General features: G+C 41.2%; 26 protein-coding genes and 2 riboswitches. Of the genes, 18 read left to right on the plus strand and 8 right to left on the minus strand.

All coding sequences use genetic code 11. The annotated features are described in order from the left end of the window. Positions 1-261 precede the first annotated feature (261 nt). Positions 262-1383 (plus strand): class I SAM-dependent methyltransferase, encoded by a 1122-nt coding sequence (locus ACFX4H_RS01590; RefSeq protein ID WP_377433653.1) that lies wholly within the window; start codon positions 262-264, stop codon positions 1381-1383. A 52-nt stretch (positions 1384-1435) separates the two neighbouring features. Here the strand turns inward: ACFX4H_RS01590 and ACFX4H_RS01595 are convergent, their stop codons facing one another. Both ACFX4H_RS01595 and ACFX4H_RS01600 read right to left on the minus strand, forming a co-directional pair. Then, complete coding sequence (locus ACFX4H_RS01595; RefSeq protein WP_034308393.1) at positions 1436-1678, minus strand: DUF2626 domain-containing protein; 243 nt, start codon at positions 1676-1678, stop codon at positions 1436-1438. Between the two features lie 85 nt (positions 1679-1763). Next, positions 1764-2465, minus strand: a complete 702-nt coding sequence (locus ACFX4H_RS01600) for a helix-turn-helix transcriptional regulator (RefSeq protein ID WP_034308391.1) — start codon at positions 2463-2465, stop codon at positions 1764-1766. 215 nt (positions 2466-2680) lie between these two features. Here ACFX4H_RS01600 and ACFX4H_RS01605 point away from each other — a divergent pair, with 215 nt between their 5' ends. The 9 genes from ACFX4H_RS01605 to ACFX4H_RS01645 all read left to right on the plus strand — a co-directional run bounded on the left by ACFX4H_RS01605 (position 2681) and on the right by ACFX4H_RS01645 (position 7531). Then, positions 2681-3061, plus strand: a complete 381-nt coding sequence (locus ACFX4H_RS01605; RefSeq protein ID WP_034308388.1) for a Spx/MgsR family RNA polymerase-binding regulatory protein — start codon at positions 2681-2683, stop codon at positions 3059-3061. 95 nt (positions 3062-3156) lie between these two features. After that, the gene (comGA, locus tag ACFX4H_RS01610) at positions 3157-4242 is read left to right on the plus strand and encodes a competence type IV pilus ATPase ComGA (protein WP_371748447.1); all 1086 of its coding nucleotides are present in this window, start codon (positions 3157-3159) and stop codon (positions 4240-4242) included. Further along, positions 4226-5260 (plus strand): competence type IV pilus assembly protein ComGB, encoded by a 1035-nt coding sequence (gene comGB, locus ACFX4H_RS01615; protein ID WP_034308386.1) that lies wholly within the window; start codon positions 4226-4228, stop codon positions 5258-5260. The genes comGA and comGB overlap by 17 nt, the downstream gene beginning before the upstream one ends. Before the next feature lie 76 nt (positions 5261-5336). Then, a complete protein-coding gene (gene comGC / locus ACFX4H_RS01620; RefSeq protein WP_034308384.1) occupies positions 5337-5648 on the plus strand; it encodes a competence type IV pilus major pilin ComGC in 312 nt (103 codons plus the stop codon). 7 nt (positions 5649-5655) lie between these two features. Continuing rightward, complete coding sequence (gene comGD / locus ACFX4H_RS01625) at positions 5656-6099, plus strand: competence type IV pilus minor pilin ComGD (protein ID WP_249597656.1); 444 nt, start codon at positions 5656-5658, stop codon at positions 6097-6099. Next, the gene (locus ACFX4H_RS01630; RefSeq protein ID WP_377433657.1) at positions 6086-6424 is read left to right on the plus strand and encodes a hypothetical protein; all 339 of its coding nucleotides are present in this window, start codon (positions 6086-6088) and stop codon (positions 6422-6424) included. The genes comGD and ACFX4H_RS01630 overlap by 14 nt, the downstream gene beginning before the upstream one ends. Continuing rightward, a complete protein-coding gene (comGF, locus tag ACFX4H_RS01635) occupies positions 6372-6851 on the plus strand; it encodes a competence type IV pilus minor pilin ComGF (RefSeq protein ID WP_082201156.1) in 480 nt (159 codons plus the stop codon). Before ACFX4H_RS01630 ends, comGF begins: the two co-directional genes overlap by 53 nt. Then, a complete protein-coding gene (comGG, locus tag ACFX4H_RS01640) occupies positions 6844-7230 on the plus strand; it encodes a competence type IV pilus minor pilin ComGG (RefSeq protein WP_053535692.1) in 387 nt (128 codons plus the stop codon). The genes comGF and comGG overlap by 8 nt, the downstream gene beginning before the upstream one ends. Before the next feature lie 115 nt (positions 7231-7345). Further along, a complete protein-coding gene (locus ACFX4H_RS01645) occupies positions 7346-7531 on the plus strand; it encodes a YqzE family protein (protein WP_057278811.1) in 186 nt (61 codons plus the stop codon). Positions 7532-7574: 43 nt separating this feature from the next. On the opposite strand, the gene ACFX4H_RS01650 is transcribed toward ACFX4H_RS01645, so the two are convergent. Beyond that, positions 7575-8372, minus strand: coding sequence for a YqhG family protein (locus ACFX4H_RS01650; protein ID WP_034308370.1), 798 nt, complete (start codon positions 8370-8372; stop codon positions 7575-7577). Next, positions 8350-10038, minus strand: a complete 1689-nt coding sequence (locus ACFX4H_RS01655; protein WP_034308367.1) for a DEAD/DEAH box helicase — start codon at positions 10036-10038, stop codon at positions 8350-8352. Before ACFX4H_RS01655 ends, ACFX4H_RS01650 begins: the two co-directional genes overlap by 23 nt. A 376-nt stretch (positions 10039-10414) precedes the next feature. Continuing rightward, positions 10415-10502: riboswitch (glycine riboswitch) on the plus strand. Positions 10503-10505: 3 nt separating this feature from the next. Then, a riboswitch (glycine riboswitch) is annotated at positions 10506-10589 on the plus strand. A gap of 141 nt (positions 10590-10730) precedes the next feature. On the opposite strand from ACFX4H_RS01655, the gene gcvT reads away from it, so the two are divergent. The 3 genes from gcvT to gcvPB are packed head-to-tail and all read left to right on the plus strand — an operon-like array spanning position 10731 to position 14651. Continuing rightward, positions 10731-11837, plus strand: coding sequence for a glycine cleavage system aminomethyltransferase GcvT (gcvT, locus tag ACFX4H_RS01660; protein ID WP_249597655.1), 1107 nt, complete (start codon positions 10731-10733; stop codon positions 11835-11837). Positions 11838-11854: 17 nt separating this feature from the next. Beyond that, a complete protein-coding gene (gcvPA, locus tag ACFX4H_RS01665) occupies positions 11855-13201 on the plus strand; it encodes an aminomethyl-transferring glycine dehydrogenase subunit GcvPA (protein ID WP_249597654.1) in 1347 nt (448 codons plus the stop codon). Next, on the plus strand, positions 13194-14651 hold the full coding sequence (gene gcvPB, locus ACFX4H_RS01670; protein WP_057278806.1) for an aminomethyl-transferring glycine dehydrogenase subunit GcvPB: 1458 nt from the start codon (positions 13194-13196) through the stop codon (positions 14649-14651). Before gcvPA ends, gcvPB begins: the two co-directional genes overlap by 8 nt. A gap of 139 nt (positions 14652-14790) precedes the next feature. Here gcvPB and ACFX4H_RS01675 read toward each other — a convergent pair whose 3' ends face one another. After that, positions 14791-15174 carry a rhodanese-like domain-containing protein gene (locus ACFX4H_RS01675; protein ID WP_034308355.1) on the minus strand — a complete coding sequence of 128 codons (384 nt, stop codon included), beginning with the start codon at positions 15172-15174 and terminating at the stop codon, positions 14791-14793. A 201-nt stretch (positions 15175-15375) separates the two neighbouring features. Here ACFX4H_RS01675 and ACFX4H_RS01680 point away from each other — a divergent pair, with 201 nt between their 5' ends. Together ACFX4H_RS01680 and ACFX4H_RS01685 are read left to right on the plus strand one after the other, a co-directional pair. Further along, positions 15376-16212 carry a lipoate--protein ligase family protein gene (locus ACFX4H_RS01680; RefSeq protein WP_048688324.1) on the plus strand — a complete coding sequence of 279 codons (837 nt, stop codon included), beginning with the start codon at positions 15376-15378 and terminating at the stop codon, positions 16210-16212. 387 nt (positions 16213-16599) lie between these two features. After that, positions 16600-19170 (plus strand): vitamin B12-dependent ribonucleotide reductase, encoded by a 2571-nt coding sequence (locus ACFX4H_RS01685; protein WP_048688328.1) that lies wholly within the window; start codon positions 16600-16602, stop codon positions 19168-19170. 151 nt (positions 19171-19321) lie between these two features. On the opposite strand, the gene ACFX4H_RS01690 is transcribed toward ACFX4H_RS01685, so the two are convergent. Further along, a complete protein-coding gene (locus ACFX4H_RS01690) occupies positions 19322-19507 on the minus strand; it encodes a hypothetical protein (RefSeq protein ID WP_063590638.1) in 186 nt (61 codons plus the stop codon). Positions 19508-19644: 137 nt separating this feature from the next. Between ACFX4H_RS01690 and splB the strand changes: the two genes are divergently transcribed. Both splB and ACFX4H_RS01700 read left to right on the plus strand, forming a co-directional pair. Further along, positions 19645-20670 (plus strand): spore photoproduct lyase, encoded by a 1026-nt coding sequence (splB, locus tag ACFX4H_RS01695; protein ID WP_034308346.1) that lies wholly within the window; start codon positions 19645-19647, stop codon positions 20668-20670. Between the two features lie 85 nt (positions 20671-20755). Then, on the plus strand, positions 20756-21637 hold the full coding sequence (locus ACFX4H_RS01700) for a patatin-like phospholipase family protein (RefSeq protein WP_377433660.1): 882 nt from the start codon (positions 20756-20758) through the stop codon (positions 21635-21637). A 22-nt stretch (positions 21638-21659) separates the two neighbouring features. Here the strand turns inward: ACFX4H_RS01700 and ACFX4H_RS01705 are convergent, their stop codons facing one another. Beyond that, complete coding sequence (locus tag ACFX4H_RS01705) at positions 21660-22034, minus strand: SA1362 family protein (RefSeq protein ID WP_048677789.1); 375 nt, start codon at positions 22032-22034, stop codon at positions 21660-21662. A gap of 137 nt (positions 22035-22171) precedes the next feature. Beyond that, positions 22172-23122 carry a DUF1385 domain-containing protein gene (locus ACFX4H_RS01710; RefSeq protein ID WP_377433662.1) on the minus strand — a complete coding sequence of 317 codons (951 nt, stop codon included), beginning with the start codon at positions 23120-23122 and terminating at the stop codon, positions 22172-22174. Between the two features lie 335 nt (positions 23123-23457). Here ACFX4H_RS01710 and ACFX4H_RS01715 point away from each other — a divergent pair, with 335 nt between their 5' ends. Beyond that, the gene (locus ACFX4H_RS01715; protein WP_034308336.1) at positions 23458-23970 is read left to right on the plus strand and encodes a YqhR family membrane protein; all 513 of its coding nucleotides are present in this window, start codon (positions 23458-23460) and stop codon (positions 23968-23970) included. Positions 23971-23998 lie beyond the last annotated feature (28 nt).

Genomic DNA, 23998 nt, shown 5'->3' on the forward strand with positions numbered 1-23998 from the left:
AATGGCACCTGTTTTTTAAGTTCTTAATTATGTAAAAATATTGAAATGGTTCAAATCCGGAACTATACTGAATATAAAAAAACAGGGTCTACCCCAATGTTTTTGAACCTCCTCTGAAGTAAGATGCCTATTATTAAATTCATTTAGTGGATGCACTGTTATAACTGCGAGATAAAAATTTGAACATTTTGTGAACTTTAAATTTGTTTTCATGTATGAATGTCGTTAAAAAAACTTATTTACTATGTTAGGTGGAAAATCATGGAGACGGAGGCTATTGTGTTGAAAAATCATTTAAAGGAATTGATTGCAGGAAGCCCGCAAAAAAGAATCTCCTATAATGACTATATGGATGCTGTTTTATATACTCCAAATATAGGCTACTATGCACGCGCAAAAGAGAAGATTGGCCCAAGAGGGGATTTTTATACGTCCGGCAATGTTGGGGATGCATTTGGGAGATCACTGGCGAGATGGTTCGTATATTTGATAAAAAGATGCGGAGTTTCACCAAGAATCATCGAGGTTGGCGCAGGGGACGGTAAACTGGCGTATGACATCCTCGTTTACATAAAAGAAACGGAACCGCAGATATGGGACTCTTTGACTTATATTCTTGTGGATGGCAGTCCATTTCATAGAAAGGTTCAGCACGAACGTTTAGGGATATTCAAACAGGCAGTTTCTGCTGCCAGTTTAGAAAAATGGACGAATGTAAAAGGAATCGTCTTTTCAAACGAACTTTTCGACGCGTTGCCTGTGTATGTCATTGAAAAGTATAAGGGAGCCTTGGTAGAGGTATTCGTCACTGAAAAGGAAGGCGATTTGATAGAAGAGAGAGAACCTTTGGACAACCCTGACATTCTTTTTTACCTTACTGAACGAAAAATCACCTTAAATGAAAAACAACGATACGAAGTTCCGCTAAACATGATCCGTGAATATGAGAAGATCGTTTCCTGTATTGAATCGGGTATTCTCCTTACAATTGATTATGGCTATACCGATAGGGAATGGAAGGAGCCAGCTCATCTTCAAGGGAGCTTGAGGGGCTATCATAGGCATCAAATGATTAAAGATGCACTTATGTATCCTGGTGAGATGGATCTGACGACACATATCCATTTTGACACATTAATCGAGATTGGAAAAAGAAAGGATCTTTCCAATCGAGGGCTTTTTCTTCAAAATGAATTCTTGCTTAAAGCAGGGATACTAGAGGAATTGAAGGACCATCAAGGAACTGATCCATTCTCGAAAACGGCAAAGCGTAATCGGGCAATCCGGGGGCTAATCGTTCCTGGGGGATTTAGTGAACATTTCAAAGTGTTGCTTCAATCTAAGAATTTAGCAGATGATGTAAGGATCTTTCCTGAATGGTGACAAGTAAAAACCCATGAATCCAAATTCATGGGTTATGTAATATTGCTTGTTCTTAATGCGCAGCACCCGGAGTCATCATAAATACGCTCCAGTAGGAAAATCCTGCAAAGAAAACGGTAAGATAGGCGCCGAAAACATAGATATACATGCGCTCGGATAATTTCAAATAACTTAAAAGTACAAAAAAGATCGTTTGTGCAAAGAAAAGCAAAGACGTTTGATGCATATGGCCAAGATAAAAGAAAATGGCCATAATTCCTGTCCAAAATCCACATACTCTGAACATGCGTTCCATCCGAATCCCTCCTTATGTCTAGTCGTGTACATTCTAAATAATTATAAATGAAATTGTAAGGTAATGTAAAGGATGCCTTTTGTTTCTATGTGAGAACCGAAGCCTGGTATGAGCATGCTGCACAATTGGACATCATATTTTCTATTTCCACAATAGTGACATTCTCAAACAAGGCTTCGAACATACCTTTTAGAAATGAATTATGCATGGAGCAGATTGTTCCTGGCTCGACTTCAGTAACTTCCTTAAACGGGCAATTGAAGATACGGAAGGATATTTTATTTTCTTCTTCGCTTGCTTGTATTTCAGGAGATAACCCTGCAATGGTAGCCGCATTTTTAAGCATGTTGACTTTTTCCGCAAAAGCAAGCCGATCGATCGATGTCGAGTTCAGGGCTAGTTGCTGATTGATCAATTCCTCCCCGAATACTTTTCCCGTTTCATAAAGAGCCTGTTTTCCTTGTTCCCCTAATGTCATCATCGACTGGACGGCAATCTTTGCAAGCAGCTGATAGTTCCTATATGGAAAATGAAGCTGTATGACTTTGTCAGATAATCGATAAAGTCTGCTTGGGCGGCCGCCTTTCCCGGTCTTTCGGGAAATCGAGGTCAACATATCGATATCCTCAAGTTTTGACAAATGTAGACGGGCAACATTTGGATGGATGTTGAATGAATCGGCGATTTCCTGTACCGATACATCACCATGGTTGTTCACTATATGCTGATATATATAATATCTGGTGGGATCAGCTAACACGTTTGTTATTTTTAACGTTTGTTCCATTACACCCTCCTGCTATTCCATAGTTTACCTATGTCCATTATAAAGCAGGCAGAAAAAAATGGAATAAGGGAAAGGGCAAACACTCTTTAGTTTAAAAAACGTTCACATTTAAAACGGTTTTATAAAGCAAATATATATACATTAATTATACAAACATTGTACAATGGTTATATAAACTATAAATGTATACAAAATGTGAACGGGGAGTGATTAGTATGGCACAGTTAACTTTCTTTTCGTATCCAAGCTGTACATCTTGCCGCAAAACCAAAAAATGGTTAAGCGCCAATCAAGTATCCTTCGATGAGCGACATTTATTCAGAGAGACTCCAACTGTAGCAGAGTTAAAAAGAATTCTTGAATTGACATCGGAGGGACTTGATGAAGTCTTGGCGACAAGAAGTGAAGCTTACAAAGACTTACAAGTTAATATTGACGAAATGATGCTTTCTGATGTCATCCAATTATTAACAAAAGAACCGAAGTTATTAAGAAGGCCCATTCTCATAGACGGGGAAAAACTGGTGATTGGCCATAATGTAGATGCATTAAGAAATTTGGTTTCCCGGAGACTTGATTTGAAAATGAGCATGTGAGATGATTCTCGAATTTTTTTCGGGAATTTTTTTTATTCTGAAGCAGGAATTTGTCGTGGATTGTCGAATCAATACAACAAGAAACATAGGAGGTGATGAATGAATTGATATCGATTGAAAAGACCGCAGAAAAAATACTAACCCGTGCCATCGTGGAATCGGCATCGGATATCCACATTTTTTTTCGCGGAGAGGGGCCTCACATCCAATTCAGGATAGACAATAAGCTTGTTCCCCAGGAAACATTATCATTCTTTGAAGCTGAAAGGCTGATCGCTCATTTGAAGTTCCTTGCCTCGATGGATATAGGGGAGAAAAGGAGGCCCCAGAGTGGTGCCATCACCATCAATTTGGCTAACCAGGTGGTCGGACTCCGCCTTTCCACTTTACCCACTGCCCATCTCGAAAGTTTGGTCATCCGCTTAATACCCCAACAGAATATCCTTCCTCTAGAACAGTTATCCTTATTTCCAAACACCGTTCAAAAATTGATTGCACTCCTGAAGCATTCCCATGGCATGCTCATATTTACCGGCCCGACCGGAAGTGGGAAAACCACGACACTATATTCCCTGCTTCACCACGCCCATGAGATGATCAATCGAAATATCATTACACTTGAAGATCCCATTGAAAATGTATCCGAAAAGGTATTGCAAGTCCAAATCAATGAAAAGGCGGGCATTACGTATTCAGTCGGCCTAAAAGCTGTTCTGAGGCATGACCCGGACGTGATCATGGTTGGGGAAGTCAGGGATGCAGAAACTGCCAAAATCGCAGTCCGTGCCGCATTAACCGGTCATTTGATACTAACGACCATGCATACGAGGGACGCCCAGGGCGCCATCTCGAGATTACTGGAATTTGGTGTCAGCTTACTTGAGGTTGAACAGACTTTGATTGGCGTGACAGCGCAGCGGCTGGTTGAATTGCGATGTCTTCCGTGTAAAGGGGACTGTGCTTTAGCTTGCAAAATGACTGCAAGGAATAAAAGGGCAAGTGTATATGAATTGCTATATGGAAAAAGTCTGGCTGAAGTTCTCCGGATAATGGGAGATGAAAAAGGTAAGGCAACGGTCAGCTACCGCCAATTAAAGGATGAAATCGGAAAAGCGGTTGCGATGGGCTATGTGGGATCTCAGGAATATGAACGGCTGGTCTACCATGAAACCAAAAAGTAAATGGAAGGTAAAAGAGCAGGCGGTCTTTATTTCGAAGCTAGGTGAATTATTGAATCATGGTTATCCTTTGGCGGAAGCTTTACATTTTCTTGAGTTTCAGGAATCAAAGAAGAAAGCGGAAGACTTCACTCAGGCTATAGCCGATTTAAGGAACGGCTACCCGTTGCACATGGTGCTGACCCATCTTAATTTTCATCCGCAGCTTGTAAGTTATATATTTTATGGAGAACAATATGGCGACCTGGAACGGGCGTTGAAAGAAGGGGGGCGATATTGGAAGAAAAGAATCGAGGATATGGATAAAGTAAAAAAGTTAATGGTGTATCCCGTATTCTTAGTCTTTTTTGTAAGCATCGTTTTTTATATTCTTCAGAGTGTTCTCCTTCCCCAATTCCAGACCATCTATTTCACGATGGATGTCGATCAGCATATTCTCTTAAGATTAATGTCAGCCTCCACGTTCATTCTTCCAGCACTACCCTTCTTACTACTCGGATTGCTCCTATTCTTGTATGCACTCAAACGATTTTGGTTCAATGGATTATGCCCATTAAGGCAGCGAAGGATTTTGATGGGAATTCCGATATTCGGGACGTTCATCAAATTATACGAAACTTATTTTTTTGCAAGCCAATTCAGTGGCTTGCTTTCCGGAGGACTATCGATTAACGATAGCATCAAATTATTCTCGATAAATCAACAGCAGCCTTTTTACCAAAAACTTTGCAATATCATCAAGGATGATCTGATCGAGGGCAGATCACTTGAAATGATATTTCGGGAGCTCCCATATTTTGATGGGAATTTACCGGTGGTCGCTGCAAATGGTCAAAAATACGGCAGACTTGATGCCGAGTTACTTCATTACAGTCGTTTTATACTGGAGAAAATTGAAGAGAGAATGAATGCAATCTTGAAAATCATTCAGCCTCTAATGTTTTCACTGATAGGTCTTTTGATCGTGTCCATTTATTTGGCGGTTTTGCTGCCGATGTTCTCACTGCTCGAAGGTTTATAGGATTTCATTTTTGTATTCCGGAGGTGAAAATGCCCGAAGGTCATCTGTATTCAGATGCTTTTAGGAGCATGATGATATGTTGAAGAAAGTGATGAATGAACGTGGTTTTACCCTAATAGAAATGCTTATTGTTTTACTGGTGATATCCATCCTTTTGATTATAACAATCCCCAATATCACGAAAAACCAATCCACAATCCAGTCTAAAGGATGTGAAGCTTTCGTTAAGATGGCCCAAGCACAGGTGCAGGCCTATGAAATCGATAATGCTAAACTGCCCGAAAGTATCGGTGAATTGGAAAGTCAAGGCTATCTCAAACAGACATCATGCCCTAATGGGGATGAAATTAGTTTGGATAGTAAAGGAAAGATAACGGTCGTTGAGTAGGAGAGAAGTGAATATACGGCATTCCGATGGTGGGTATACACTATCTGAAACCCTTATTGTCCTCGCTATTTTTGTACTCCTAATTTCCATCGGTCCTAATCTATATCCCAGCTTCACTAAAGGAATGGAAAATAGGCTTTTTCTTTCACAATTTCATGAGGATCTTTTCTATGCTCAACAGTATGCCATCAGTCATAAGAGCTTGATTTACCTCCATATTGATAATACCGAAAAGATTTATACCGTTTCGTCTTATAAGGAGGGAATCGTTTTAGAGAGAAGCATACCAGAGGATATCCAGTTTTTAAGCGGCACTTTGGGGTTCAGATTTCATTTTAATCAATATGGAAATGCATCCAAAGCCGGAACGATTATGATTGATACCTCAAAGGGAAAGTACAAGCTGGTCCTCAATATCGGTAAAGGGAGGTTCCGGATTGAGAAATTGTAAAGGGTACGTCTATCTTGAGCTGATGGCGGCATTTTCTATTTGTATATTACTGGCCCTTGCCATTTTACCAATTCTTGAAGAGATATTGACGCAGCGGAAAGATATTCCCGTAAGGACCGAAGCCCACCATATATTATATGAAAGATTGACGGCGTTCATGGATGGGGAGATTCAAGCAGTTGGTCAGGAGATCATTTACAAAAAAAGAAGCTTTGAATTATTTTGGAAGGACCATGGGGATTTCCCGGGAATGATTGAAGGGTGTGTACGCTATGAACATGAAACGGGTAATTGGGAATCCATTTGTGATGCTGCGAAAAAATGATGGCTTTACGATGATCGAATTGCTTTTTTCTTTATTGATTTTAATGACGACGTCGCTTTTTGTTCTGCAGCTCTTCTCGATCATTCACACCCAGATGAGGTCCGTTGATAAATTGCATCCTAAGGAGTGGGAGGTCTTTACCATGCAAATGAAGCAGGAGGTCCGGAGTTCCAAAGCACAAGATGTAATGGGAAATAAATTATATTTGCTTTCAGGTGAACAATTAGCATCGCTGGAACAATATGAAGATAAGGTCCGAAGACGAGTGGATGGTATGGGGCATGAGGTCATCTTGCAGAACATTTCGGAATTCCAGGTCAATAAGGATGGCAGTGTCATTGTTATAAATATAACGGATAAAGCAGGGACTACTTTCAGTCGAAGATTTCATCCTTTCTTTAGGAATGGTACGAAAATTGATGAATAATCAAAAAGGAGTCGTTTTCCCGATGGTCATGATTGTGGCGAGTGTTTTCATTATGTTCACGATACTAATGATCGACCAGTTTATCATTGATAAAAAGTTTTATAAAGAAGTGGAAGAGTCGCTTGTGGCCGACCATCTTGTCCATCTAGCCATCAAGGATGTGACGGCAGAGTGGGGCGAAGAGATTCCGAAAATCATCCAGGGGGAAATATCATATCCCAATGGTGTGGTGCGATATTCCTTAATGAAGCAAGAAGGTCCTTACGTCTATATCGAGTTTTCTTCCAAAACTAAAAATGATCGAGAGGGCAGGGTCATCATTCAATACGATAAAGAAGCGGGAGAAGTGAAAGAATGGTTGGAGAAGCAAGCTGTGTAATAGCAAAATCAACACCATTTTATTAGGGAACGCGACAGGTTTACGGTGAAGGGAGCAAGGAAAGGAATAAAAAAAGCGTAAACCGGACATACTTTGCGTAGGGTGATGATTTTATATGTCTACAAACGCTTATATTAAATATCTGACGCAGCAGCTTGTCGAGTATTTCAATCTGACGAAAAAAGAACGAAAAGAAAAACGCCTTCACAGAAAAGAGGATAAAAACCAGGGTATGTCACATTGGTTTGGCATTGTCCCTTTTGCTTTGTCGATGTTTATAAGGAAAACGATCAAAAAGTAAAACAGATGTCCTGAACTTGGACATCTGTTTTTTTGTTCTTTCCTTATCCCAACGCCCTATCTGAAAGGTAAAATAATCCTCCGTTGATGATGGATATTCTGATGTTGGGTTCATATTGTGCTTTTAGTGCTTCTTTTTCGGTATAATAGCTCTCACTTTTTTCGTCCATATCCTTGTAAAAATGCTCCAATAAATTCAAGTCATTCTGCCAGCGCAGCATTGCTTCCTCCGCCCAGGAATGGTCATCATCCTCGAAACTGGTTCTGATGTATGTATCAAGTCTTGCCAATCCACTCTTGGGCATGATCAGAGGTGAAAGCGTAAAGGAGTAATCCGGTATTTTCGGAGTGACATTAATCGGTAAAACCCGATGGTGAAACCCTTCCATTATTTCACCAGAGATTAAATTCAGTCCGATTGACATGAAAGTATCTTTTTTACGGTCGCATTGATAGGATATTTTCACATTCAGGGTCAGCCAAGGAAACAAAGGATTATTTCTGCCTTTTGATGGAGGCGTATTCTCAAAAAGTCTAGTATACCCTGCCAGCTTTTTTGTTGATTGAATAATCTGGTGAAGGCGAGGGGAGCCAAAATGAATCATTTCTCCCTTTAAATCGGATGGAGCTTGTTCTGGATCGGTAATGAAAGTGATTTGTGCCGGGTTCGGAACACCTCCTGTTTTTTCTAGATAATGCCAATAAAAGGGTCTGTTCATTAATTCTTTATCCATCTCAATCGTCAATTGCACTGTAAGGTGGGTTGGTGCATTATCCAGTATTTCACAATCATTGGCTTTAAAGAAAGTGACTAAAAAATCATGAATTTCCCGTTGCTGCATGAACCTCACCTTCCTTCATTGATTGAGCGAATTGGATCAAAGATGAAAAATTATCCATCTTGATTTTCATTTCGCCTTCTGTTTTGGACTCGCCGACCACATCAATTAAATATTCTTCAATGTTGTTAATATCCAGTTTGGTTAAGATATCATCCAATTCACCGATTACTTTTTCAAATAAATTTATTTTTTCGTATAGCAACTTCAGTATATGTTCTTCAACTGTATTTTTCGTGGCAAAGTTATAAATCATCACATCTTCTTCCTGACCAAGGCGGTGAATCCGTCCAATTCTCTGTTCAAGCCTCATTGGGTTCCAGGGCAGGTCAAAATTAATCAAGTGATGGCAAAACTGAAGGTTTATCCCTTCCCCGCCAGCTTCTGTTGCGATTAATACCTGAATATTCTTTTGGAATAATTCACGCATCCAGTCTTTCTTTCCACGCTTAAAACCGCCTCGGAAAGGAACGGAAGAAATTCCATTCTGCTGTAGGTACCATTGGAGATATAATTGAGTCGCCCTATATTCCGTAAAGATAATCACTTTGTCATCAATTTTCTTGATCAGTTCCAAAGCTTTTTCAGCCTTTGAGTTCTGGACCGTTTCATTCACTTTAGTAAATAAATCATCAAGCTTTGCCAAAAAATCAGGGGAAGGCTGATCATATTTATCTCTCATATTCTTTAATGTATAAAAGACAGCCTCTCTGCTGCTGCATGCTTCCCTTTGGAGAGTGAGAGCCGAAAAGGCGCTTCCTTTTGATCCATCCGAAATTGGCTTAAATTTGGAAACGGCATCATACAATGCTTGTTCCGTTGGAGAAAATTCAATGGTGATGGTTTCTACATGCCGTTTTGTCCATTCAATGCCAGTATCGGCCCTCCGGTTTCGAATCATGACAGTGTTGACCAGTTCCTTTAGGTGTTCATCTTCAATGATGTTCCGACCTTTCCCTTTATACTTTTCCGAAAAGAGCGAAGCATTTCCCAAGTGGCCCGGTTTCAATAACGAAACGAGGTGGAATATCTCCTCGACTTTATTTTGAATCGGAGTGGCTGTCAGGAGTAAACAAAATTTCTTTTTCAGATTTTGGACGAATTCATAGTTCTTCGTCTTATTATTTTTAAGTTTATGAGCTTCATCAATAATGATGAAGTCATATTCCTGAGTAAAGATGATATCCCGATGTGGAGCGCGTTTCGCTGTATCAATGGATGAAATGACCACATCACAGGAGTCCCAAACATAACTTTTTCTCTGAACGACTGCCGGAATATGAAACTTGGTATTCAATTCAAATGCCCATTGTGTGACAAGGGAAGCCGGAACAAGGATCAATACTTTTTTTACAAGGCCCCTAATCATATACTCTTTTAGGATCAAGCCTGCTTCAATTGTTTTTCCCAGCCCTACCTCATCAGCCAAAATGGCTTTTCCATTCATTTTTTCCACTACTTGCTTCGCCGCTTCCAATTGATGGGGAAGCGGGGTTAACTGAGGAAGGTGCTTGGGCGCCTGTAAACCTTCAAAATCAGGGATGATAAGGTTTTCCTCCATTTGAACCGCCAACTTATAAAGCTCCCAATTTCCCCATGGACCGTCATTTTCCATCTTTTGCAGAAACTCGTCATTCCATTCAGAATTGAAGGATATATTGATTTTCATAGAAATAACTCCCTCTTAAATCATAAATTCCTTAATATAAGGTCAAAACCCGAACATTTCATATGTGAAGTAAGAAAAATATTTCTCTTCAAAAGATATTGCAGAGATAAGTTTCTTAGGGTAGGATATAAGTATATTTAGAAAATTCCAATTTCCAAACGCTACAAAGAATGTTTGTACATCGATTTTGCAGTTCGCGTTTTCTTAGTATGGGCTATAGGCTCCTAATTTATCCAAGATTACTGAAGGAGATCAGTCAAACGGTTTCTGAAGTTTTAGGAGAATTGGCAGAGAATGCATTCCATTTATGCTCAAAGGTTTTACCGATGCTTGGGGCTTATTCGCTTCCTTTCAATGGTAGACCATTTATATGCGGGTGAAGATAAGGGGAGAGACTACGGATGTAGCGCCGAAGGAGCAAACTTAGCAGTGAATCTCTCAGGCAAAAGAACTCTTATTGGACGCAACTCTGGAGAGCGCCGCCCGTTATGGGACGGCCACCAAAGGGGAAAACCTATTACATAGGTAAACTTTCAGGTTTCAGGACAGAGAAAAAGCTCAAACGGGCTTTCTCTGTCCTTTTTTTGTGCTTTTTTCACATCATGAATCAGGATGTATCTGATGCGTAATGACAAGAAGCTTTTGATAATGAAGCCAATTAATTTTTAAAAAAATCTGAAGGGGGTCATTTTTTGACCAATTTAAAAAGAACACCACTATTTGAGGTTTATCGTGAATACGGAGGTAAAACGATTGATTTTGGCGGCTGGGAACTTCCTGTCCAATTTTCGGGTATAAAGGATGAACATGAAGCCGTACGGACAAAAGCGGGGTTATTCGATGTTTCCCATATGGGGGAAGTCGATGTTAAGGGGCCTGGGAGCCTTTCCTTTTTACAGAAGATGCTGACCAATGATATATCAAAGCTGCAACAGGGCGGTGCCCAATATACCGCCATGTGTTATGAAAACGGAGGCACGGTTGATGATCTTATCGTGTATAAAAGGGCTGAGGACGACTATCTGCTCGTGGTAAATGCAGCGAATACAGAAAAAGATTTCAATTGGCTGCAAGCTAATTTAACGGAAGATGCCCAAATTACGAATGTATCAAGTGACTATACACAGCTGGCACTTCAAGGACCAGCTGCAGAGAAGATATTACAAAAACTATCCGGAAGTACTGACTTAAGTGAAATTGGATTTTTCAGGTTCAAGGATGATGTCATGATTAACGGTATCTCCACGCTGGTATCCCGTACTGGATACACTGGTGAAGATGGTTTTGAAATATATAGCGACAGTAAAAATGGCCCTGCACTTTGGAAGGCGATTATGGATGCCGGTAAGGAAGAGGGGGTTCAGCCGATTGGTTTAGGTGCTCGTGATACCCTGCGTTTTGAAGCGAAACTGCCGCTGTATGGGCAGGAGCTTTCGGCGGACATCACCCCGATAGAAGCTGGGATTGGTTTTGCAGTAAAAGTGGATAAGGAAGTTGATTTTTTCGGGAAAGCCGTTCTTGCTGAGCAAAAGGAGAAAGGGGCTCCCCGGAAGCTTGTGGGAATTGAAATGATTGACCGTGGCATTCCACGTCATGGATATAAGGTCTACAGCGGTGATGAAGTCATTGGCGAGGTCACGACTGGTACCCAATCGCCAACATTGAAGAAAAACGTTGGATTGGTACTTATCGATAAGGAATTTTCGGTGCTGGATGCGGAAGTCGAAGTGGAAATCCGTTCCAAACGTTTGAAAGCCGTTATAATACAAACACCTTTTTATAAAAAACCACGTAAATAGAGGGGAATGGTCATTAGATGAAACATCGTTATTTACCCATGACAGAGCAAGATAAACAAGAAATGCTGGGAGCGATAGGGGTATCCTCTGCTGAAGAACTTTTCAATGATATCCCTGAAAGCGTTCGTTTTCAAGGAGAATACGATATCAAGCCTGCTAAATCGGAACCTGCATTAATGAAAGAATTATCAAGGCTTGCTGCAAAGAATGCGGACCTTAAAAATTATGCTTCCTTCCTTGGTGCGGGTGTCTATGACCATTACGCGCCGGTCATCGTCGATCATGTTCTTTCCCGTTCTGAGTTTTATACGGCGTATACACCGTATCAGCCTGAAATTTCACAGGGCGAGCTTCAAGCAATCTTTGAATATCAAACGATGATATGTGAATTGACGGGCATGGACGTGGCTAACTCCTCCATGTATGACGGCGGGACGGCGCTGGCTGAAGCAGCGATGCTTGCTTCAGGACAGACAAGGCGGAAGAAGATTCTCATTTCAGGAACCGTTCATCCTGAATCAAGAGAAGTTGTGAAGACATATGCAAAAGGGCAACGCGTGGAAGTGATCGAAATTCCTCATAAAGACGGTGTGACGGACTTAGCTGCTTTAAGGGAATTGGCGAATGATGACATTGCAGGAGTGATCGTGCAATACCCGAACTTTTTTGGCCGGATCGAGCCATTGAAAGAAATGGAAGAAATCATTCATGGCATCAAGTCCATGTTTATCGTTTCCAGTAATCCGCTTGCATTGGGAGCTTTGACATCCCCTGGTGCACTCGGTGCAGATATCGTAACGGGGGATGCTCAGCCATTCGGGATTCCAGCGGCATTCGGTGGCCCTCATTGTGGATATTTTGCGGTTACTAATAAACTTGTACGGAAAGTTCCGGGCAGACTCGTCGGTCAAACGGTTGATGAGAATGGAAAAAGAGGGTTTGTCCTGACGCTTCAAGCTCGTGAACAGCACATTCGCCGTGACAAAGCCACATCCAACATTTGTTCCAATCAAGCTTTGAATGCCTTGGCAGCTTCTGTTGCAATGACCGCGCTTGGGAAAAAGGGTGTCAAAGAAATGGCCGTGCAAAATATTCAAAAAGCACATTATGCGAAAAAAGCAATTATGGCAAAAGGGGTGGAAGTGATTTTCGACGGTCCTTCGTTTAATGAATTTGTCATTAAACTGCCTGCTCCGTTTTCGGAAATCAATAAAAACCTTTTTGAAAAAGGGATGATCGGCGGCTTCGATTTAGGGACGGTTTATCCTGAATTGAAAGATCACATGCTGGTTGCGGTAACTGAACTAAGAACAAAAGAAGAAATTGATGCACTTGCGCAGGAATTGGGGGATCAACATGAATAATCAAGATCAATCACTCATTTTTGAAATCAGTACTTCCGGCCGAATCGGGTACAGTCTGCCAGAAATGGATGTTGCAACTATTCCGCTCGAAGAAATTCTTCCTGCCGACTACATCCGTGAAGAAGAGGCAAAGCTTCCTGAGGTTTCCGAACTGGATATCATGCGTCACTATACTGCACTTTCCAAACGGAATCATGGGGTGGATTCGGGTTTTTATCCGCTGGGTTCTTGCACGATGAAATATAATCCGAAAATAAATGAAAATGTGGCACGCTTCAACGGTTTTGCCCATATCCATCCATATCAAGATCCCGCTACTGTACAAGGAGCATTGGGACTATTATTTGATTTGCAGGAACACTTAACGGAAATCACCGGGATGGACCAAGTGACATTACAGCCTGCAGCAGGTGCCCACGGTGAATGGACAGGATTGATGATGATTCGCGCTTTTCACGAAGCGAATGGCGATACAGAACGGACGAAAGTGATTGTACCTGATTCGGCCCATGGTACGAATCCTGCCTCTGCCACTGTTGCCGGACTAGAAACGATTACAGTTAAGTCCGATGAAAATGGGTTAGTCGACCTTGAAGATTTAAAACGTGTTGTCGGACCTGATACGGCGGCCTTGATGCTGACGAACCCCAATACATTGGGATTGTTTGAAGAAAATATTTTGGAAATGGCACAACTTGTCCATGACGCAGGTGGGAAGCTTTATTATGATGGAGCGAATCTGAATGCAGTCCTATCAAAAGCACGACCGGGTGACATGGGCTTTGATGTGGTGCATTTAAATCTCCATAAAACATTCACAGGCCCGCATGGCGGCGGCGGCCCGGGTTCTGGTCCTGTAGGTGTGAAGTCCGACTTGATTCCTTACTTGCCTAAACCTCTTATAGTCAAGCAAGGTGAGCAATTCGTCCTTGATTATGATCGTCCGCAATCCATTGGTAGGGTAAAACCTTATTATGGTAATTTCGGAATAAACGTGAGGGCATATACGTACATCCGTTCAATGGGTCCTGACGGCCTTAAAGCCGTCACAGAGAACGCGGTCATCAATGCCAATTATATGATGCGCAAGTTGGAACCTTATTTTGACTTACCATATAATCGTCATTGTAAGCATGAATTCGTATTAAGCGGACGCCGGCAAAAGAAATTGGGGGTAAGGACTCTCGATATAGCTAAAAGATTGCTGGATTTCGGGTATCATCCTCCAACCATTTACTTCCCGTTGAACGTGGAAGAAGGAATGATGATAGAACCGACTGAAACCGAGTCAAAAGAAACGCTGGATGCGTTCATCGATGCGATGATCCAGATTGCCAAGGAAGCGGAAGAAACCCCGGAAATCGTTCAGGAAGCTCCGCATACAACCGTTATAAAGCGGCTTGATGAAACACTTGCTGCAAGAAAACCCATTTTGCGTTATCAAGCCTAGATTAGTAGCTTAAACGAAAAAAATCCCTGCCTTCCGGCGGGGATTTTTCATGTTTATGTAAGATTCCATTAAAGTCCAACTGTTGACTTTCTTTTACTTGAGCTATGGAATTAAAAAGAGCCCATGCCGAGATGGGGTCTTATTTCTTTGCTTTGATTTTCCCGGTCCACATCTTGAAACCGCCCTTTAAGTGAAAAAGTTCCCTGTAGCCCTTTTTGTAGAGCATGGCTGCAGCTCTGCCGCTGATGATTTCGCTTTGAGCGTACAAATATACAGGCTTGTCCGGCCTAATTTCGACCAAGCGGGTTTTCATTTGAGTCATAGGGATGTTTCTTGCGCCTAAGATATGACCATTTTCGAAATCATTTGGTTCCCGCACATCAATTAGCTGCACTTTTCTGTAGTTGGCGATAAATTCGTCCTGTGTTAGTGTTTTAACGATTTTACGCTGGCGGTACCAATTAAAAAGTGAATACGCAATAACCACTCCTAGGATGATGAGCAGTGTATATAATATTTCCAAACATAAAAACTCCCTTCTACCTTAACGAATACAGACAATCTTTATTATATAATTGCTTTACCCAATAATCAAAAAGAATTTTCATCAAATTCTTCATGACTTGATAGCACTTTCTTTTTTAGAGTGTTAAAGTCTGTTAAACTACTACATGTGAGTTTTTTGTGGGGGATTGAAAAACGTCTATCGAAACGAGGGGTAAGGATGACTAAAGAAAAATGGGGTTTTATAGATTCGGGGTATTGTTCACCGGCTTTTAATATGGCGCTGGACGAAGCCCTGTTAAACTGGCAAAGCAAAGGGGAAATTCCGCCGATCATACGCTTTTACGGCTGGGATCCAGCGACATTGTCGATCGGTTATTTTCAAAAGGCAGAAGCGGAGATTGATCTGGAAGAGGTCAAAAGGCAGGGCCTTGGTTTTGTTCGCAGGCCGACAGGAGGACGGGCGGTACTGCACGAACATGAATTGACTTATAGTGTAATCGTTCCAGAATCCTATCCGGGAATGCCAACCACCGTTACTGAAGCTTATCGTGTCATTTCTGAAGGAATATTGATGGGGTTCAGGAATCTGGGATTGGATGCTTATTTTGCCGTGCCTCGAAGCGAACAGGAAAAAGCGGCTTTAAAATCGCCCAGGTCTTCCGTCTGCTTTGATGCACCTAGCTGGTATGAACTGGTCGTTGAGGGCAGGAAGGTCGCTGGCAGCGCTCAAACCAGGCAAAAAGGCGTCATCCTTCAGCATGGGTCCATTTTGCTTGAGCTTGATGATGATAAGCTCTTTAGCGTATTTAAATTCTCAAATGACAGGGTTAAAGAGAGAATGCAAAAAAACTTAAAAAACAAAGCTGTGGCCATGAATGACATTGCCGGGAGAAAGATAACCATCCCTGAAGCGAAAGAAGCTTTCGAAAAAGGTTTTGCCGAAGGACTTTCGGTCGATTTAGAGCCATATGTCCTCACCGAAAAGCAATTGCTGGAAGTGAAGGCCATTGCAGAAAGCAAATATGAAAGCGATGAATGGAATTTCATGAGATAGAGGAAGCATAATTAGAGTGGATAATAAAAAGTTTTTTCAGATTTGTTTGACCGAATAACACATCCCTTGCAGGGATAAGCCCTAAAAGGGATGGGGAAAAAGCAAGGTCCAAATTAATTGAAATCTGATGAAAAATTATTATAAATCGACATTTTCCTCCCTTTTGCTAACTATATTAATTGATTTAACGTTTGACAAAATTAAAAGTTATTCAAAACAAACACAATATATAGTAGTTGAAATATTTAATGCGACACTATATGTTGATTTTTGAGTTTCGCTATGATAAATTTAGGGTACTTGTTAAGCGAAACGGACATGTAAGGCTACATAAAGATTTTTGCGGCAGCAAGAACGGATCATGAAACATATAAAGGAGAGGGAATTATGTCGGTTGTAATAAAAGAAGCTTTAAAGGTTGATCTAGAAAGGTTGAATAAGGATATTTCTTTATTTCCCCAGGTTCACCCTGTAACTGCTGATATGAAAATGGCGCATAAGGGAGTGTCCCGTCTAGTCATGCTTGACCGCTATTCTTTTAAGGATACTGAAAAAATCACACTCTCGGCAGGCGATTTCGTCGTGTTGACGATTAAGGAAGATCCGAAATTCCCGGCAAGGGGTCTCGGTTACATCGTTGAAATTGATTGGGAAACCAAAAAAGCCAAGGTATTGGTGGATGAAGAATTCCGTGGCGTATTGGATAATCCGGAAGAAGTTGAGACGGGAATTGTAAACCGTCCGTTGGATATAATCGAAAAGCCTCTTGAAATATACTATGAACAAATTGCGAAACGTAATGCAACGGGATTGGCATCAGTGGAAACGACGGAAGAAAAAAGAACGGAATGGTTCAATAAATTCTATGAAGAATTAAAGAACCTTAATTTCGTCCCGGCAGGCCGAGTATTATACGGTGCAGGTTCCAATACGGATGTTACTTATTTCAACTGCTATGTAATGCCATTCGTACCGGATTCACGTGAAGGTATTTCAGAACATAGGAAACAAGTGATGGAAATCATGAGCCGCGGCGGCGGAGTGGGTACGAACGGTTCGACACTGCGTCCAAGAAACACTCTGGCAAAAGGGGTAAATGGAAAATCCTCGGGTTCAGTGTCATGGCTTGACGATATTGCAAAACTGACGCATCTTGTTGAACAGGGCGGCAGCAGACGAGGCGCGCAAATGATCATGCTTGCTGATTGGCATCCCGATATTGCAGAGTTCATCATTTCCAAAATGCAAAATCCAAGGATTTTGCGTTACCTAGTGGAAAACACTAAAGATGAAGCCATCAAGAAATATGCCACGGATAAATTGAAATTCACGCCGCACACGGAACAGGAAACCGCTATGTATCAAGGGATCATCAATTATAAGGAGATTCCTGGCCAAGGCGGGTTCAGCGAGAAAATCATTAGGGATGCAGAGGAAAAGATCCGTACAGGCGGAACATACAGTGTCCATAATTCGGATTTCTTGACTGGAGCCAATATCTCTATTTGCCTGACCAAGGAATTTATGGAAGCGGCTGAACAAGATGCGGAATATGAATTGCGTTTTCCTGATGTTGAAAGCTATAATGCCGAAGAAATGGCCATTTACAATGAAGAATGGCATAATGTCGGCGATGTTCGCGAATGGGAGAAAATGGGTCATAAAGTCCGTGTTTACCGTAAAATCCGGGCTAAAGAGCTTTGGAACTTAATAAACATTTGTGCAACATATTCTGCTGAACCAGGTATTTTCTTTATCGATAATGCTAATGAAATGACGAATGCCAAAGCATACGGTCAACAGGTTGTAGCCACGAACCCTTGTGGAGAACAGCCATTGGCTCCATATTCAGTATGTAACCTTGCTGCTGTCAATCTGGCTGAAATGGCTGATAAAGAAAGCAAAACGGTTAATTTCGAGAAACTTAAGCAGACGGTTGAAGTCGGTGTGCGCATGCAGGACAATGTCATTGACGCAACTCCTTATTTCTTGGATGAAAACAAAAAACAGGCACTGGGCGAGCGACGGGTTGGACTAGGTGTAATGGGTCTGCATGACCTGTTGATCTACTGTGAAACGGAATATGGCTCTGAAGAAGGAAATATCCTGGTTGACAAGGTGTTTGAAACGATTGCGACCACAGCTTACAGGGCTTCGGTGGAACTTGCTAAAGAAAAAGGCAGTTTCCCGTTCCTGATCGGGTCAACGGACAAAGAAACCAATGAGCTTAGAACACGTTTCACACAAACCGGATTTATGGAAAAAATGCCGGAAGATATCAGGGAAAGTGTTGCTGCACATGGTATCCGTAACTCTCATTTATTGACAGTGGCTCCTACGGGAAGTACAGGAACGATGGTTGGGGTATCAACAGGTCTTGAACCGTATTTCTCCTTCACGTATTTCCGCAGCGGCCGTCTTGGTAAATTCATTGAAGTTAAGGCTGACATTGTACAGGAATACTTGGATCGCCATCCGGAAGCAGATACAGAAGAGCTTCCAAAATGGTTCATTTCCGCTATGGAATTAGCTCCAGAAGCACATGCTGATGTTCAATGCATCATTCAACGCTGGATTGACAGCTCGATCAGCAAGACGGTCAATGCTCCAAAAGGATATACTGTCGAACAAGTTGAAAAGGTATATGAACGTCTATACAAAGGCGGAGCAAAAGGCGGAACGGTATATGTGGACGGCAGCCGTGACAGTCAGGTCCTTACGCTCAAAGCGGAAGAAAACCAAATGGACGAGCAGCTTGAAATGGATGAATTGACAGATGTGGAAGAAAAGAAAAAAGTTGTATTGGTCGATACGATAAATGAGCTGCGTTCGACGAATGTTACAATTGGTTCGGAAGTGGGTAACACATGCCCAGTATGCCGTAAGGGTGAAGTTCAGGAAATGGGCGGATGCAATACGTGCACGAATTGCGGAGCGCAATTGAAATGCGGGCTATAAGCTGATGAAAAGGAAGTCGTTAAGTATGCTGCAAAGCTATCTTAACGGCTTTTTTTTAGAGTCATTAATCCAGGGCAGTGACAGTCTGTTCAATTAAATACCAATAAAGAAGACCGAATCATCGTAAATTCGGTCTTCTTTTCACGTTTAATCAACCATTTTCATTTTGCTGCCCTATTTCCTTTTCGGCTAGATATTGGTTGCCATCTTTCAATACAGAAAATTCATCGACAGAGTCTCCCGGTATATTCCTTGGATTTGGAAATTTATTATCTGTTTGAACGGTGATCGTTTGTTTTCCCATTCCATTTGTCAAGTAGTCTCGTTTATTAGCCATATCGCATCTCCTTCATTTTGAATTTCCAAGTAAAAACAATCATGAGGATAAAAGAATAAAGAAAAACTATCCTTATGAATTAGATTGTGTAGTTCGATTGAAAGTATGAATAAATCGAAAAAAGAATGGAGATCGAAATGAAACCATTTATGCCACAGTTAGTATATATCGAGCCAAGGGCATTGGAATACCCGCTTGGCCGGGAATTGAAGAAGAAATTCGAAGATTTGAACATTGAAATCCGTGAGACCACATCGCATAACCAAATTAGGGATCTTCCTGGAGAAAATGATCTGCAAAAATATCGTGTCGCCAAATCGACACTCGTGGTAGGAATCAGAAAAACATTGAAATTCGATTCTTCAAAGCCATCTGCTGAATATGCCATCCCTCTTGCCACAGGGTGCATGGGGCATTGTCACTATTGTTATTTACAGACGACACTCGGATCAAAGCCATATATTCGGACATATGTGAATCTTGACGAGATTTTCGAGGCAGCCGAAAAATATATAAATGAGAGAAAGCCTGAAATTACCCGTTTTGAGGCAGCCTGTACATCGGATATCGTCGGAATTGATCATTTGACACATTCGTTAAAAAGGGCCATAGAGTATTTTGGGAAAAGTGAATATGGGGTTCTTAGGTTCGTCACTAAATTCCATCATGTCGATCATCTGTTGGATGCTGAACATAATGGAAAAACGAGATTTCGCTTCAGTATAAATTCACGTTATGTGATAAAAAATTTCGAACCCGGGACTTCGAGCTTCGAAGAACGGATGGAAGCGGCACGTAAAGTGGCAGGTGCCGGATATCCCCTAGGTTTTATCGTAGCTCCAATATACCGTCATGAAGCATGGAAGGAGGGCTACCATGAATTATTCGAACGGTTGAGTGAGGCCTTAAAAGGGGTGGATATCCCTGACTTGACTTTCGAATTAATCCAGCATCGGTTCACTGGTCCAGCAAAAAAAGTGATTCAAAAAAACTATCCGAAAACAAAATTGGAACTGGACGAAACGAAGCGTAAATATAAATGGGGCCGATATGGAATTGGTAAATATGTTTATCAAAATGAGGAAGCGGCAGAACTGGAAACGACCATTCGTGGGTATATAGCGGAATTCTTCCCGAAAGCGGAAATTCAGTATTTTACCTGAATCAAGGAAATTTTCTTTTTAAAACTGTCATAAATCGCTCTAATCCTGCTTAGAAATGTAAAGACCGGATTAGGGGAGGGCAGCTATGATTATTGACGGCGTTTTTTCCGGAGGCGGGATTAAAGGCTATGGTTTAGTGGGAGCCCTGCAGGAATTGGAAGAAAAGGGATTTGTATTCCATCGAACAGCAGGTACGAGTGCAGGATCCATAATTGCAGCATTCGTAGCGGCTGGGTACACGGGAAAAGAAATGGAAAAGTTTTTTCTTGATATAGATTTAAGCGGCCTGCTGGATAAGAGGCGTGGTCTTTTGCCTATCCCATTTGCTAAATGGCTTCTTTTATACTGGAAACTGGGCCTTTATAAAGGCAACGCCTTGGAAGCATGGGTCGCCGGTAAACTTGCCGAAAGGAATGTAGTCACCTTTAAGGATGTTCGACCGAAATCACTCCGTATCATAACCTCTGACATTTCAAATGGGAAATTGGTCGTACTGCCTGATGATTTGCCTAATTATGGAATAGACCCGAGCGCTTTTCCAGTGGCAAAGGCAGTAAGAATGAGTTGCAGCATTCCGTATTTCTATGAGCCAGTCAAACTTAATGTCGGAAAAAGCAAGTTCCTTTTTGTTGATGGAGGTGTGTTAAGCAATTTTCCAATGTGGTTATTCAATTCAGATCATGTTAGAAAGGAAAGACCGGTCATTGGCTTGCGGTTAAGCGCCGATGAGATATGGAAACCGCATGAGGTGGATAATGCCGTTGAATTGTTCTCCGCACTATTCAAAACGATGAAAGATGCCCATGATGCACGGTATATTTCCAAGAAACACGTCCATAATATTGTATTCATCCCGATGAAGGGAATTTCTGCAATGGATTTTAATCTGAATGATGAAAAAAAGGGTGAATTGATCAATAAAGGCAGGCAATGTACGAAAGAATTCCTTAAAAAATGGACTTATTGATAATAAATAAAAAATCGGGCTCTTAAAAAGAAGCCCGATTTTTCTTTTTATTCTTTTTCCCTTCGATGACGGTTAAGTGACTATCCGTTTTCTTTCTCCATTTTATTTTCTTTGATGATTTTGCTGCAGAGAAGCTAGCCACATTATCTTTTTTCGAAGTTCGGTTTTTTAGCCTTTTTTTCGATTGGCGGGCAGCCTTTCGGAATGCTTGCTGCTCTTTCTTAACTGGTTTTCCCTTTGTTAATCCGGTATAAATCATATAAATAATCCCTGCGACAATGGCTATTATGAGAATGTTTCTAAAAAAGCCAATCGGGTCATTAAATAGTCGGCTCAATAGTCCGAGGACTCCGAGGGCGATGATTCCGTATATCATGAAAGATATGAAACGTTTCAACAAAGACACCTCCTTAAGAGCATCATAAGCATTTTTAGCTTATTTTAAACATTCTAATTGTGAAATATTTGAAAAAAATGAAGATCATTCATTTAGTTAGTATATGATTTTTCATCATCAAAATGTGTATAGATGTTTTACACAATTACATCCGATTCTAAACCTTTTTCGGTCTCTTTTTCCATCCTCAACAGTTCTTGGAAGGATGCCAATGCGACTTCGACTTGATCATCGGTAGGGGCTTTGGTTGTCAATAACTGAAGCCAAAGGCCGGGATAGCCAAGGTAACGCAGGATGGGAGTGTCCCTTACTTTGTTAGTCAACTGCAAGACTTCGAATGCTATGCCGAGCACGACGGGGATAAGCAAAATGCGATTGACGACACGAACCCATAGCGGATCTATTGGTACAAGAAGATAGACAAACATCCCTACAATGACAGTAAATAAAATAAAACTGCTGCCACATCGATAATGAAGGCGGGAACTTGCCTGCACATTCGCAACCGTCAATTCTTTTCCGCTTTCAAAGCAATTGATCACCTTATGCTCTGCTCCGTGATACTGAAAGACCCGCTTGATCAATGGCGTCAAGGAAACTACATAAATATATACGAGCAGTAAGATCAGCTTGAACAAGCTTTCCACTAATACCTGAGCCGTATGGCCACTGAAAATGGGTTCTGTCAATTTTGCGAGGAAGACAGGGATCAAGGTGAAAAGCAATTTCCCAAATAGGAAGGAGATCACACCGATCACGGCAACACCTAACCAAAGACTTAATTTAGAGGGGTCTTTCGTTTCTTTTTTCGTTTCGACCTGTTTTTCCCCGTCTTCTTCATACTGTTCAGTTGAAAAGTTAAGATGTTTCGAACCGCTGGCACTTGACTGAATCAGTGATACGATACCCCGTAGAAACGGTATTTTTTTCAAGCGGTTTACAACAGGTTTCGATTCACGCGGCAGATGATAATATACAATCGTCGAATCTTTGCGGCGTACCGCAGTGACTGTGTGATGTTTGCCACCGAACATGACGCCTTCCACTACAGCCTGCCCTCCATAAACGGGTTTTTGAACCTCAGACATTTCTACACCAACCTAATAGTTATTCACGTAGCTCTCTCATGGGTGCTAACATGTGTATTATCAAGCATCACAAGGGTTTAAGGCGGTCCTCCAAAAATGGAATGGAAGCTTTATCCCCTGCAATTGCTTTTTGAATGTTGAATCACAGGAAGGTATTATCCTGTGTACATTATAAATTTCAACAGAGGAAGGGGATTTTCCTCTGAAAAAAGCAGATTATTTATGATTTAATCATACAGAATTAATCACAAAACCTCTAGTGATTCTCCTCCCCAATAATAAAAAAAAATAGTTCTATTTAACAAAGGGCATACTACGTAGCGGAGGTGTTTGATATGTCTTCTAATGAAAATGGACAAATTCAACCGGAATATCAAAGCATGTTAATCTACAATGTACTTGCTGTCGGTTTTGTAGGGGGGGCTTTAGCCAGTTTTATCGGGATTCTAGCCCATTATGTTAACTTTATGGATTTTAGCCCAAAATTCATACTGACTTCGTGGTCAAATATGACCTGGATCGATCATTGGCTCGGTACGGTAATGACCATGATTTTATTCGGAATTCTATCCGTGGGAATCGCTTTTATATACTATAGCCTCTTTAAAAGGATGAAGAGTATTTTTCCGGGTATTATTTTGGGGGTGGTCTGCTGGGCTTTGCTTGTATTTGTCCTGAAACCGATGTTCATCGATTTGCCAACCTTTTATAAAATGTCAGCAAATACGGTTATAACAAGTGTATGCATTTTTATTATATACGGTCTTTTTGTAGGGTTTTCTATATCATACGATCATCAGGAATATTTACGCTATAAAAACAAGGCCGAGAAGCAATCGGAAAGCTGATTGCTTCTTGGTTGTAAAAAAGTAGTAA

The sequence above is a fragment of the Peribacillus sp. YIM B13477 genome, assembly GCF_042787955.1.
GTDB lineage: Bacteria > Bacillota > Bacilli > Bacillales > DSM-1321 > Peribacillus > Peribacillus frigoritolerans.

What these genes read in the sequence shown, in the direction of transcription:
- ACFX4H_RS01685 (WP_048688328.1), top strand. Translation starts at nt 16,600, where the DNA reads ATGTCGGTTGTAATAAAAGAAGCTTTAAAGGTTGATCTAGAAAGGTTG.
- ACFX4H_RS01605 (WP_034308388.1), top strand. Translation starts at nt 2,681, where the DNA reads ATGGCACAGTTAACTTTCTTTTCGTATCCAAGCTGTACATCTTGCCGC.
- ACFX4H_RS01645 (WP_057278811.1), top strand. Translation starts at nt 7,346, where the DNA reads ATGTCTACAAACGCTTATATTAAATATCTGACGCAGCAGCTTGTCGAG.
- ACFX4H_RS01595 (WP_034308393.1), bottom strand. Translation starts at nt 1,678, where the DNA reads ATGGAACGCATGTTCAGAGTATGTGGATTTTGGACAGGAATTATGGCC.
- ACFX4H_RS01690 (WP_063590638.1), bottom strand. Translation starts at nt 19,507, where the DNA reads ATGGCTAATAAACGAGACTACTTGACAAATGGAATGGGAAAACAAACG.
- comGA (WP_371748447.1), top strand. Translation starts at nt 3,157, where the DNA reads ATGAATGAATTGATATCGATTGAAAAGACCGCAGAAAAAATACTAACC.
- comGF (WP_082201156.1), top strand. Translation starts at nt 6,372, where the DNA reads ATGAACATGAAACGGGTAATTGGGAATCCATTTGTGATGCTGCGAAAA.
- gcvPB (WP_057278806.1), top strand. Translation starts at nt 13,194, where the DNA reads ATGAATAATCAAGATCAATCACTCATTTTTGAAATCAGTACTTCCGGC.
- ACFX4H_RS01700 (WP_377433660.1), top strand. Translation starts at nt 20,756, where the DNA reads ATGATTATTGACGGCGTTTTTTCCGGAGGCGGGATTAAAGGCTATGGT.
- comGG (WP_053535692.1), top strand. Translation starts at nt 6,844, where the DNA reads ATGAATAATCAAAAAGGAGTCGTTTTCCCGATGGTCATGATTGTGGCG.
- ACFX4H_RS01710 (WP_377433662.1), bottom strand. Translation starts at nt 23,122, where the DNA reads ATGTCTGAGGTTCAAAAACCCGTTTATGGAGGGCAGGCTGTAGTGGAA.
- ACFX4H_RS01650 (WP_034308370.1), bottom strand. Translation starts at nt 8,372, where the DNA reads ATGCAGCAACGGGAAATTCATGATTTTTTAGTCACTTTCTTTAAAGCC.
- comGC (WP_034308384.1), top strand. Translation starts at nt 5,337, where the DNA reads ATGTTGAAGAAAGTGATGAATGAACGTGGTTTTACCCTAATAGAAATG.
- ACFX4H_RS01590 (WP_377433653.1), top strand. Translation starts at nt 262, where the DNA reads ATGGAGACGGAGGCTATTGTGTTGAAAAATCATTTAAAGGAATTGATT.
- ACFX4H_RS01715 (WP_034308336.1), top strand. Translation starts at nt 23,458, where the DNA reads ATGTCTTCTAATGAAAATGGACAAATTCAACCGGAATATCAAAGCATG.
- ACFX4H_RS01655 (WP_034308367.1), bottom strand. Translation starts at nt 10,038, where the DNA reads ATGAAAATCAATATATCCTTCAATTCTGAATGGAATGACGAGTTTCTG.
- ACFX4H_RS01680 (WP_048688324.1), top strand. Translation starts at nt 15,376, where the DNA reads ATGACTAAAGAAAAATGGGGTTTTATAGATTCGGGGTATTGTTCACCG.
- comGB (WP_034308386.1), top strand. Translation starts at nt 4,226, where the DNA reads ATGAAACCAAAAAGTAAATGGAAGGTAAAAGAGCAGGCGGTCTTTATT.
- gcvPA (WP_249597654.1), top strand. Translation starts at nt 11,855, where the DNA reads ATGAAACATCGTTATTTACCCATGACAGAGCAAGATAAACAAGAAATG.
- splB (WP_034308346.1), top strand. Translation starts at nt 19,645, where the DNA reads ATGAAACCATTTATGCCACAGTTAGTATATATCGAGCCAAGGGCATTG.
- ACFX4H_RS01600 (WP_034308391.1), bottom strand. Translation starts at nt 2,465, where the DNA reads ATGGAACAAACGTTAAAAATAACAAACGTGTTAGCTGATCCCACCAGA.